Below are 11,394 nucleotides of genomic sequence, written 5' to 3'. Positions count from 1 at the left end.
AGTGGCCGCTGCGTTCACCGAACTCGCCCGGGCTATCTGACCGCGGACCCGACACGGGTTCAACGCGGCCATCGATCCGGCAACGCAACAGCGCCAGAAGAAGAAGAATCCAGCCGGCCTACGCCGGCGTGCCGACCGTCCGCGGAATCATGTCGGCCACTGTCTTGTGCGCAGCGCGCACCCATCACGGAACATGTGCAGCCTCCCCGTCAGGCCCATGCAGTCGCACCGGGATCGATACCCTGGCAAGGCGAAATCTAGGGCTCGCATTCACCGAGTCAAGACGTCACCCTACGTGTGCGGCGTCCGTCCCCGCCGATCCGGACATTCCTCCGGTGTCGTGCCGATCTTGCGTTGGTCGATTGACACAGGGGTCCGGCGGCCCTACGTTTCGCTCACTTTCACTCCGCGGGGGGCCACAGTGATCACACTGCATCGTGCCGTGCGTCGATCCGGGCGCGGCACTCTTTCCACCAGACTCGCCATGGCCACCGTGCTCGCGGTCGTCGCGACCGGTTCGGCCGTCGCGCTCGTCGCCGGCACCGCCGGGCCGGCCGGCGCTGAACCCGCGCCGACGGGTCAGACCGGTCAGGCCGACCAGCGGGCGGCGGAGACCGCGGCGCTGCGGCAGGCGATCGAGAGCGGCCGCGACGTCGAGGTCGCGAACTCGAAGTCCGAGCTGGCCCGGGTCCTCGCCACGCCACGCGGGACCCTCGTCCGGGAGAGCTACGCCGTGCCGCACTGGACGAAGAAGGACGGCGCCTGGCGGCAGATCGACCTGTCCCTGCGCAAGGACGGCGCCACCCTCGCACCCGTGGCGTCGGTGGCCGACGTGCGGTTCTCCGCCGGCGGCACCGAACCCCTCGTCACCTTGCAGGGCGCCGGCGGCGCACTCCGCCTGACCTGGCCGGCGAAGCTGCCGACGCCGCGGATCGAGGGCGACACCGCCGTCTACGAGTCGGTGCTGCCCGACATCGACCTCCAGGTCCAGTCCACAGTGGAGGGCTTCGGCTACTCCCTGATCGTCAAGACCCGCCAGGCCGCCGCCAACCCGGCACTGACCAAACTGAAGTTCGGGCTCACCAGCACCGGCTGGACGCTCAAACAGCGCCCCGGCGGCGGCTACGAAACCCGCGACAGCACTGGCAAGACCACCGCCTCCGCCGGACCCGCGCTCATGTGGGACGCCTCCGGCGTACCGACCGCTCAGCGGTCCCTCGCCGCGGCACGCACCGCGGGCCCGAACTCGCTGCTGCGGCACGTGCCCGACGACTCCCGCAAGACCGACCTGCCCACCACGGTCGAAAACGGGTCCCTCGTCATCGTCCCCGACGCGGCCATGCTCGCCGACCCGAACGTCGCGTTCCCGGTCGTGATCGACCCGTGGACCGGCGTCGGCCGCGCTCGCTGGGGGTACACCAACTCCACCAACGCCAACCGCGACGACGGCATCGTCCGCGTCGGGCTCAACACCGACGGCTCCGGCACCTTCCGGTCCTTCTTCGCGTTCGACCTCACCTGGCTGCCCGGCAAGCAGATCCGCGGCGCCAAGTTCATCACGGTCATGACCCACTCCTGGTCGTGCACCGCAACCCCGGTCAACCTGTACCGCACCGGCGACCTCACCACCGCCGGCAAGCAGACCTGGTCCGGGCCCGCTTTGAACCTGTTCGTCGAGCAGAAGTCCGGCAACGCGCACAAACCCTCCACCGGCGCCGGCTGCACCAACGACCCCCAGCCGAACCTGTACATGGAGTTCGCCAACCAGACGCTGCTCAACGACGTCATCAACTTCGGCCAGGGCCGCGGCAGCTACACCCTGGGCCTGTCCGCCCGCGACAGCGACGGCACCGACGAGACCACCGGCAACCGGTGGAAGAAGTTCGACCAGGGCTCCACCGCCATGTCCATCGAATACAACAACCTGCCGAACACGCCGCCCGCCTCCGCGATGACCACGCACACCGACTACACCGCCGCCGGACACGCCTGCGTCACCGGCACCGGGCGACCGCTCGTCCGCTCGACGACGCCGTGGCTCAAGGCGAACATCTCCGACCCCGACGGCGACCAGAGCGGTCAGCTCTCCGCCTCGTTCGCGCTCGAACAGTGGAACGGCACCGCGTGGGCCGCCGTCGCCGGCTGGCCCAAGGGCGACTCCGGCGTCCCGTCCGGCACCCTCGCTGAGGTGCAGGTGCCGGCCGGCGCCGTGACCGGAGGGAACGCACGCTGGCGGGCGCAGGTCAGCGACGGCCTCGGCGGCACGTCGAACTGGTCGCCGTGGTGCGAATTCTCGATCGACACCACACCGCCCGGCATCGTGCCGACCGTGACCGCCGCCGACGGCGTGTACCTGGAGTCGCCGCCCAACGACGTCATGCGCGGCTCGGTCGGCCGCAGCGGACAGTTCACCTTCGGCGCCAACGGCGAGACCGACATCGTCGAATACGAGTACCAGCTCGACGGCAGCGCGAAGACCTACGTCAACGCCAGCAGCACCGGCGGGCCGGCCACCGTCTGGGTCACCCCGACCCACGTCGGCGAGCACGTGCTGACCGTCCGCTCCCGCGACGCCGCCCAGAACGCGTCACCGCCAAAGGACTACCGCTTCCTCGTCAACTCCGCATCCGCGCCCAATGCCGTGTGGAAGATCGACGAGGGCACCGGCACCACCCTGGCCACGACGCCGGCCGGCGGCCCGAACGTGACCCTGTCCAACGGCCCGGCCTGGACCGCCGGCCGTGTCCTGGGCACGCACGCCGTCACCGGCGCCGACCGCGCGGTGCGCTTCGACGGGGTGGACGACCTCGCCGCCACCGCCGGCCCGGTGCTCGACACGTCGAAGAGCTTCAGCGCCGCCGCCTGGGTCCGGCTCACCGGCACCGACAGCCAGCGCACCGTCCTGTGCCAGGAAGGCGCGATGGCTTGCGGGTTCGCCGTCCAGTACCGGCCCGCACCGGACAACCGCTGGACGCTGAGCATGTACGGCAGCGACACCACCGACCCGCCGATCGTCCGCGCCGTGTCGGCCGCACCACCGGTCGTGAACCGCTGGACGCACCTGGCGGTGTCCTGGGACGCGGGGACCAAGACCGCGAAGCTCTACGTCAACGGTGCCCTGGCCGGCACGGTCAGCCGGGCCACGAACTGGAACGCCACCGGCGCGCTCCTCATCGGCCAGGGCAAGTTCAACGGCTCGCGCAACAACAAGTTCCTCGGCGACGTCGGCGAGGTCCGGGTCTGGGACCGGGCGATCGACCCGTCCCTGGACCTGAAGCCGCTCGTCGCACCGGTCCAGGCGGGTGCCTGGGCCATGGAGGACTTCGACGAGGACCCGCCCCGACAGGTCACCGACGACTCGGGGTACCAGCGCCCGCTGACCCTCACCGACACGCCGAGCGCCACCTGGTGCGAGGGGAGCGATCTCAGCGGCGGGCTATGCCTGGACGGCGTCTCCGGCGCCGCCACGGCCGGCCCTGTCGTGCACACCGACCAGTCGTACTCGGTCAGCGGCTGGGTCATGATCACCGACACCAGCGTGTCCCGCAGCGTCTTCGCCCAACAGGGCAGCCGGGATGCCGCGTTCACCGTGCGGTACGACCATGCCGTCAACCGATGGTCGTTCGCAGTGACCGGTGCCGACACCGACGCACCGGCCGTGGTCAAGGTGACCTCGCTCGCCGCCCCGCTGGTCAACAACTGGACCTTCCTGGAAGCCGTGTACGACGCCCAGGCCGGCAGGATCCGGTTGTTCGTCGACGGCGCGTTGCAGAGCGAGACGTCCGTCGCCGGGACTTGGGATGCCGGCGGGTCCTTCACCGTCGGCCGCACCCTGCAGGCCGGCGTCGGCGCCGAGTTCTTCGCCGGCGCCATCGACGAGGTGCGGGCGACGACCGGTGCCACCCGGCCCGTCAGCGGCGCCCCGCCGGCCAACGCGCTGATGTTGCTGCGCTCCGGCATTCCCGGCAAGTGCCTGGACAACCCATATGGCAGCAGCACCGACGGCAACCTCACCACCTCCTATGCCTGCAACGGCGGGTACAACGCCCAACTGTGGACGATGCCCGGCGACAACACGATCCGCATCGTTGGAAAGTGCCTCGACGTCGTGGGCGCCGGCACGGCACCGTCCACCCGAGTGCAGTTGTACAGCTGCAACGACACTGTGGCGCAGCAATGGCAGTTCGGTCCGGACAACTCGCTGCGCAACCCCAACTCAGGCCTGTGCCTGGACGTCATGGACGCCAGCACGGTCGACGGGGCCGGGATGCAGATCTGGACCTGCGACGGCAACTCCGCCCAGCAGTGGACGATGCAGTGGACCGGCATCGGCATGATCCACTCGGGTATCCCCGGTAAGTGCATCGACAACAACCTGGGGGCATTGACCAACGGCAACCCGATCCAGTCCTACGACTGCAACGGCGGCGCGAACTCGCAGATCCTCACGGTCCTCGGCGACGGCACCATCCGGGTCGCGGCCAAGTGCCTGGACATCACCGGCTACGGCACCACCAACGGCTCCAAGATCCAATTGTACGACTGCAACATGACGCCGAACCAGCTCTGGGAGCTTGGGCCGGACAACTCGATCCGCAACCCGGTCTCAGGTCGCTGCCTGGACGTTCCGAACTCCAGCACCGTGAACGGGACCCAGCTGCAGATCCACGACTGCAACGCCACGAAGGCCCAGGAGTGGCTGGTGCCGTAACCCCGCCAGGACCCAGGGACCCGCGCCGCCGGCTGGTGGTCGCGGGTCCCGCCGTTCTCTGCCGCGGCGGTCAGCTCGTCGCGGTGTCGCGGATCAGGGTCGCGCATTGTTGCGCTTGCCGAAAACCCCATCCACCCTGGTCAGGGCGGTGTGGGAATGTCGGAGACGTTGACCCGGTTGGTGGACGCTGGGCCTCGGCGTAGCTGGTGATCGATGCGGCATGATGGCTGCCGTGCTGCTGCGACTGGCCTTGTACCGTGCCAAAACTCGTCGCACAGGGTGTGAGCTGCGGATTCGTGGTGGTGCGGCAGGATGGTGGGCGTGTTGGTGCGGATGCTGTACCTGAGTGCGGTGCGGGTGTTCGGCTGGTTGCCGCAGGCTGCACGCGGCGAGTCCGCGATGGTCGCCGAGCTGCTGGTGCTGTGCCAGGAGGTGGCAGTGCTGCGCCGTCAGGTCGGTCGGCCGCGGCTGTCGTGGCCGGAGCGTGCGGTGTTGTCCGCGCTGGTCCGGGCGCTGCCGCGCGAGCTGTGGCGGCATCGGATCGTCACCCCTGCCCTTGCCGAAAACCTCGTCCGTGCTGGTTAGGCCGCGTGCTCGTACTCGTGGAGGATGCCGCCGAGGCGATCGCGTCTTCGGATAGTGAGGTGGGCCAGCTCGTCCGGATCGGCGACCTGCGGAGGCAACGGGTATAGCGGGCGTGCGTTCGCTATACCCTGGTGCGGTCGGTGGCTGTTGTAGAACTGTTCGAACTCCCGCAGGGCGTAGAGCAGGTGCCGCTGGTTCCAGATCAATGTCCGGTCCAGCAGTTCGCGACGGCAGGTCTGGACCCACCGTTCCATGAACGAATTCATGCGTGGCATCCGGATGCCGCTGAGCACGACCTCGATGCCCGCGTCGGCGAGGACGGCGTCGAACAAGGAGGGGAACTTGCCGTCCCGGTCCCGGATCATGAACTGGGCCCGGCAACCGGCGTCCTCGAGGTTCATGACAAGGTTCCTGGCGGCCTGTACCGTCCACGAGGCGGTCGGGTGCTCGGTGGCGCCCAGGATCCGGATCCGGATCCGGCGGCTGGTGTGCTCGATCACCGCGAACACGTACATCCGCGCCCCGGTAAGGGTGACCGTCTCCAGGAAGTCGCATGCCAGCAGAGCGTCGGCCTGGGAGCGCAGGAACGTGGCCCAGGTACTGGACGACCGTTCAGGCGCTGGGTCGATCCCGGCTTCCTGCAAGATCTCCCACACGGTGGACGCGGCCACCTTCACTCCCAACACCAGCAATTCGCCATGCAGGCGCCGGTACCCCAGCCGGGATTCTCCCGGGCCAGACGCAGCACCAGGGCACGGACGGACCGTACGGTCCGCGGCCGGCCCGGGCGTTTGGGCCGGGAGGCGGCCGCGTGGCGGCGGGCGAGAAGGTCGCGGTGCCAGCGCAGCACCGTGTCGGGGCGCACCAACAGCCGCACGCTGCGCAACACCTCCAGCGGTAGCCGGTGCAGCAGCGCCGCCAGGAACGCCCGATCACCCGCGTCGAACCGGACCTTCCCCTTGCCCAGCTGGCGTTCCAGCACCGTGATCTGATGGCGCAGGGCAAGGATTTCCACATCCTTGTCCCGATTGCTCATCGGCAGCAGGCGCAGCACCGCGAACGCGTTCGTCACAGCCAGGTACGCCAGTCGCAGCAGCACAGCAGCCCATCATGCCGCATCGATCACCAGCTACACCCAGGCCCAGCGCCTAGCAACCGGGTCAACATCTCCGACCCCCACCTGCCCCTCACCAGGGCGGATGGGGTTTTCGGCAAGCGCAAGGTCGACCGCATCCTGTTGAACGTGCGCCGATGGACTCGGCGTCTACCCGGTACGAATCACCCTGAACACAAGGTCGTCGAACGTCGGCGGCGATGTCGAGTAGTAGTTGCAGTGGTAGACGCGCTCGTCAGCACTGGCGACCTTCACCGACAACGCCGAGTTCTCGGCCCCCCGCGCGACATGGGCCGACCCGCCGTCACCGTAGAGAAAAACGTTCGAAATTCGCAGCGCGTCGACCGAACCATCATGGTCGACAACAAACTCCGTACGGCCCCCGTCCGGCCACAGAACGACCTCGGGCAAGTTCGTCATGCCGTCGAAGCCGAGTCCGGGCCGCGCACTCGAGATTGAGATGCCATGGCGTTGCTCCGGAGCGAACCTCTCGACCACGACAGACACCCGCCCGGGCCCGGAGACTGCCCAGACATCCCCCGGCGTGACCCGAAGAGCACCCCAATCGATCATCAACGGAGGCGTTACGGCAACACCGAGGTGCTCCGCGCTCTTCACGTAGTCGAGCACAGCAACCTGCACGGACAGGCCGCTCTTCGAGTAGTCGTAGGACAAGCGCTCCCGGATCGACTCCTCCGCCGAACGCGCGAACGCACTGGTCTCCAGCTCGGGAACAATGCCGCGGGCGACACTCACCCAGTCCTGCGGATTGGACATGCATCCGAGGATCAGCTGATGTGCGGTGAGCACGTCAACTGCAGGAAACTCCGACATCTCAGCGTCTGCACCTTCGCGGAACTCGACGGTAATCAACCGCTCGCCCACCCACGTTGCCTGGATGCCTCGCCAGTCGTCGTCATGGGACTCGATGACGATCCATTGAGGCTCATCCAGGCCGAGACTGTCCAGCAGCCAGTACAGCTCGTCCGCCGTCGGCGAAAAGCTGGGCTGCTGAAACACTCCCCTCACCTTGTAACCTGCGGACATCTCACACTCCGCCATCAGGGATAAATATTCGTGAACGGGATACGATTCCCGGCCAGGAACCGGGACGGATCGATCCACACATGCGCGTCCGGCCACTGCGGGACGACCTGCGTGCCACCTGCGGCGCGAGAGACCGGTTCATGAGAAAGTTCCATTGTTTCCGTCTGACCGGTCCATGGATTGATCCGCGTGGGACCGCGCCAACCCCGGAGAGGAATCTGCGCACGCTCCCACGGATACAGCCCCGAGTTGGGGTCGTTGTAGATGGCCCGCCATGCGGCACGGCGCATGGCATCGGTCCAGGCCGACCCTCCGCCGGAACCCGGAACGGGCAAGTACCATCCGTTGTGCCCACGTGGTCTGCCACCGGTGGAGCAGGTGCATGAGGTTCCATGGGTGGGGTCTGCTGAACCTCCGCAGTTGTGGACCAGTACCGGATCGTTGCCGGCCAGTACATAGTACGTGTGCGTCTGCGCGACGGTCAGGTCGTGCATGTACTTCGCGCCGGTCCACACCACGGACGTGTCGACACTGACCGTCGAGCCGTCCGGTTCGACCAACTGGTCGCCGGATGCCAGGTCCCCTGCGGGCTGCCATTGTTCGAGAGACTCGTTCCAGAACGGGTGGGATACCCGGATGGTGGCGGTCTGTCCGCGCAGCAGCGGGCGAGGCGGGAGCAGGTGCGGTTGCAGGCGGCGGGTTGGTTCGCCGAGGGTGTGCCGGTGCGGGAGGTGGCGTGCCGGTTGCGGGTGTCGCGGACGGCGGTGTTCGGCTGGCGGCAGCGGTGGCGGCGTGGTGGTGAGTCGGCGCTCGCCTCGAAAGGGCCTGGCGGCAACCGGTGCCGGCTGGACGGTTCGCAGTTGCGGCGGCTCGCCGACGCCCTGGACGAGGGTCCGGCGGTGCACGGGTTCGGCGCTGATCAGCGGTGGACCCTGTCGCGGGTGTCGGACCTGATCGCGCGGATGTTCCGTACCCGCTACACGCTGCGCGGCACCGCGTACCTGTTGCACCGTATGGGGTTCAGCGTGCAGGTCCCGAAGCATAGGCCGGTCGAGCGGGACGAGGACGCGGTCGTGACCTGGCGGCGGGAGGCGTGGCCTGCGGGAAAACGGTAGCGGCGCACCGCGACGCGTGGCTCGTCTTCCAGGACGAGGCGGGTCAGAGGCTGCGCCCACCGAAGGCCCGTACCTGGGGCCGGCGTGGCCACACCCCCGTGGTGCCGGTGTCGGGCAAGGGATCCGGGCGGGTCTCGATCGCCGGCCTCGTCTGCGTCAAACCCGGGCAGCGGTCCCGGTTCATCTACCGCACGATCGTCCATCGTGGACGCAAAGGCGAGTGGCGCAGCTTCGCCGAGACCGACTACATCCACCTGCTCGACGCCGCGCACCAGCAGCTCGGCGGTCCGATCGTGCTGTGCTGGGACAACCTCAACACCCATGTCAGCGCCGCGATGCGGCAGCTCATCGCCGCCCGGGACTGGCTGCACGTCATCCGGCTGCCCGCCTACGCACCAGACCTCAACCCGACCGAAGGCGTGTGGTCACACCTGAAACGCAGCATCGGCAACCTCGCCATCAGCGGCGCCGGGCAACTCCAGGCCACCATCAAACACCGACTCAAGAGCATCCAGTACCGACCCGACCTCATCGACGGTTTCCTCGCACACACCGGACTGACCCTCGAACCCGACTCAACCTAACCATTCAAGATCTGTAGCACCGTCGTCGAGTTGCTCATCAAGGATCTGGACACCTCACCCGAGTGCTACCTCGAGATCATTGGCAAGGTCGACGTCATCTCCCCAGGCCACCGCAGCGAGATTGCCAAGCGCCTCACGACGCTCGGCGCCACCGACGCGCGATTCGGCCAGGATGCGGCGGATGGTGCCGGCGCCGACCCGGTGGCCGAGACCGACGAGTTCGCCTTAGCCCTGATCCACCGATGAGGTTTCGATGCTCGGCTGGTCTGAGTTCATGATCTTGGGTGTTGGTCGGGGCGTGTGGGGGTGACCGGCCGGGTTGCCGGTGCGCTCCGTGTCTCGGTGAGGTCTGGCGTTGCGGGGGTTGCCGGCGTCGGCTGCGGATGACTGTCCTGTGTGGATGGTCAGGTGGGTGGGGCGTGGGCGGTGGTGAACAGTCGTAGCCAGTTGTGCTGCCAGGGCCAGTGTTGCGGCAGGTGGATGGTGACGGTGCGGGCGTGTCGGCTGATCCGGCCGGCGACGTTGATCATTTGCCGGCGGATGGTGGCGGCGCGGGCGGTGTGGTGGGTCGGCCGGCCAGGGTGGCGGCGGTGCGGGTGAGGTTGTGGGCGATGGCGATGCAGGCCAGCCGGGCGTTGTTGGCGTTGAACCGGCCGGAGGGTAGATGGGCGAGGGGTCCGTCGATGAGTTCGGCGAAGACCTGTTCGATGATGGCGTGGCCGCGGTGCTGGGCTTCGGCCTGGACGAGGACGTAGGGGCTGTCGGTGAACGCGGCGTGGTAGCGCCAGACGGTGAACAGTTCACCTTGATCGTCCACTGTGGATTTGTTCAGGTCTGGGACGCGACGCGCGATGAGCCGGGCGGTGACTTCGTGGCGGGTGCCTTCGAACGCGGTGTAGGTGGTTTCGGCGATGTGTGCGCGGGAGATGAACCGCTGCTGGTCGTCGTCCCAGACCGGTTACGGGTAACGGATTTCGGTCTAGGCGTCCTCGCCGATCGCGGCGATCGCCGCGCGGACCTTGGCGTCGATGCGGACCGTGACGGAGAACCGGACCCTGGCCCGGCGGCAGGCGGTGATCACCGTGCGGGAGTAGAACGCCGAGTCCGCACGGACCACGATCTCAGCCGCCACCGTTGCGGCTGTCGTTGCCGCAGCGGTGGCGGGTTGGGCTGCTTGGGCTACTTGGGCTGCCAGGACCGTTTTGGTGGTGGCGACGGCCTCGGCGATCAGCGATGCCGCACCGCGGGCGGAGCCGGCGTTGCCGGCGCGCAGCTGGGTCGCGGCGATCACCGGCGCCGCGTCCGGGGTGCTGATCGTGGCCACCAGGGGGTTCAGGCCACGCAGCAGCACCTGGTAGCCGCCGACCTTGGCGTGACCGAACCCGGCGCCCTGTTTCTGCTTGCCGTAGACCCGTCGCAGCAGCGAGTCGACGTCGACGAACGTGACCGCGCCGGCGCTGGGCAGCAACCGGGCCTGTCGGGCCAGCCGGACCAGGAACTGCCGTCCCGCGGCCTGCAACTGCCGGACGTGGCCATGGGTGAACGTGCGCAGGAACGACCCCAGCGTCGAGGGCGCATACACACCGCTGAACAGGGTCGGCATCCCCCCGTGACGCAACACGTCCAGATCGTCGATCGAGTCCGCGCCGGTCAGCATGCCCGCCACGATCGCGGCGACCTTCCCCGACGCGTTGGAGCCCTTGTCCGTGGGCACACGCAGCCGATCGGCGACGACCCCGTACAGGTCACACCGCTGCGCCAGGGCCATCACCGGCTCCAGCCCGGCACACGACACCAGATTCGGATCATCAAACGATGCGCGCACCCGCATCGCGCCATGCGATATTCTCACCCCGACGGTGCCCTCTCGAACCGAACGATAGATGCCTCAAGAACCTCTATCTTTCCAGCTCGAGGGGGCATCGTCGCGCCCGGCCCGTCACAGCCACGTCAATTCATCGGTGGATCAGGGCTTAGATACGACACGAACACACGACAACACGCCACGCACACGACACACGACACAACACACAACAACACACACGACAACACACACGCACACACACGACGCCGAGTGGCGTCCCTGATAGTGGTGTAACGCGGTTGGCGTGATCGGCGGACGGCCTCATCGGGGCTGGACGCGGGCGCGGTCATCGCGTGATCTTTCGAGTGAACCTCTCACAGCACTCTCGAAAGGGCTCTATCGCGATGACCGCACCTCACATCATCGACCCTGCC

Annotated in this window: 9 protein-coding genes and 1 pseudogene; 5 read left to right on the top strand and 5 right to left on the bottom strand. The window is 68.0% G+C overall.

What is annotated here, in order from left to right; all coding sequences use genetic code 11:
* Positions 1 to 484: 484 nt before the first annotated feature.
* Both AB0H83_RS50855 and AB0H83_RS50850 read left to right on the top strand, forming a co-directional pair.
* On the top strand, positions 485 to 4,711 hold the full coding sequence (locus tag AB0H83_RS50855; RefSeq protein ID WP_360110957.1) for a ricin-type beta-trefoil lectin domain protein: 4,227 nt from the start codon (positions 485 to 487) through the stop codon (positions 4,709 to 4,711).
* 312 nt (positions 4,712 to 5,023) lie between these two features.
* Positions 5,024 to 5,296, top strand: coding sequence for a hypothetical protein (locus AB0H83_RS50850; protein WP_360110955.1), 273 nt, complete (start codon positions 5,024 to 5,026; stop codon positions 5,294 to 5,296).
* On the opposite strand, the gene AB0H83_RS50845 is transcribed toward AB0H83_RS50850, so the two are convergent.
* The 4 genes from AB0H83_RS50845 to AB0H83_RS50830 all read right to left on the bottom strand — a co-directional run bounded on the left by AB0H83_RS50845 (position 5,293) and on the right by AB0H83_RS50830 (position 8,095).
* Positions 5,293 to 5,967, bottom strand: coding sequence for an integrase core domain-containing protein (locus tag AB0H83_RS50845; protein WP_360110952.1), 675 nt, complete (start codon positions 5,965 to 5,967; stop codon positions 5,293 to 5,295). The genes AB0H83_RS50850 and AB0H83_RS50845 overlap by 4 nt on opposite strands.
* Before the next feature lie 2 nt (positions 5,968 to 5,969).
* Complete coding sequence (locus AB0H83_RS50840) at positions 5,970 to 6,395, bottom strand: hypothetical protein (RefSeq protein WP_360110949.1); 426 nt, start codon at positions 6,393 to 6,395, stop codon at positions 5,970 to 5,972.
* A 165-nt stretch (positions 6,396 to 6,560) separates the two neighbouring features.
* Positions 6,561 to 7,430, bottom strand: coding sequence for a hypothetical protein (locus tag AB0H83_RS50835; protein ID WP_360110946.1), 870 nt, complete (start codon positions 7,428 to 7,430; stop codon positions 6,561 to 6,563).
* Positions 7,431 to 7,471: 41 nt separating this feature from the next.
* Positions 7,472 to 8,095 (bottom strand): polymorphic toxin-type HINT domain-containing protein, encoded by a 624-nt coding sequence (locus AB0H83_RS50830; RefSeq protein ID WP_360110960.1) that lies wholly within the window; start codon positions 8,093 to 8,095, stop codon positions 7,472 to 7,474.
* Between AB0H83_RS50830 and AB0H83_RS50825 the strand changes: the two genes are divergently transcribed.
* From AB0H83_RS50825 to AB0H83_RS50815, 3 genes are read left to right on the top strand one after another with little or no spacing between them, the layout of a single operon-like run.
* A complete protein-coding gene (locus AB0H83_RS50825; RefSeq protein WP_360110943.1) occupies positions 8,081 to 8,572 on the top strand; it encodes a winged helix-turn-helix domain-containing protein in 492 nt (163 codons plus the stop codon). The two genes, AB0H83_RS50830 and AB0H83_RS50825, sit on opposite strands and share 15 nt — an antisense overlap.
* Positions 8,551 to 9,156 carry a transposase gene (locus tag AB0H83_RS50820; protein ID WP_360110939.1) on the top strand — a complete coding sequence of 202 codons (606 nt, stop codon included), beginning with the start codon at positions 8,551 to 8,553 and terminating at the stop codon, positions 9,154 to 9,156. The genes AB0H83_RS50825 and AB0H83_RS50820 overlap by 22 nt, the downstream gene beginning before the upstream one ends.
* Positions 9,157 to 9,186: 30 nt before the next feature.
* Entirely contained in the window at positions 9,187 to 9,402 is a 216-nt protein-coding gene (locus AB0H83_RS50815) for a hypothetical protein (protein WP_360110936.1), read from the top strand.
* Positions 9,403 to 9,560: 158 nt separating this feature from the next.
* Here the strand turns inward: AB0H83_RS50815 and AB0H83_RS50810 are convergent.
* Positions 9,561 to 10,987, bottom strand: a pseudogene (locus AB0H83_RS50810) (IS1380 family transposase).
* Between the last annotated feature and the right edge of the window lie 407 nt (positions 10,988 to 11,394).

The organism is Dactylosporangium sp. NPDC050688 (assembly GCF_040654515.1).
Classification (GTDB): domain Bacteria; phylum Actinomycetota; class Actinomycetes; order Mycobacteriales; family Micromonosporaceae; genus Dactylosporangium.
The sequence above is the reverse complement of the archived record's forward strand: the minus strand, read 5'-3'. Positions and strand labels throughout refer to the sequence as shown.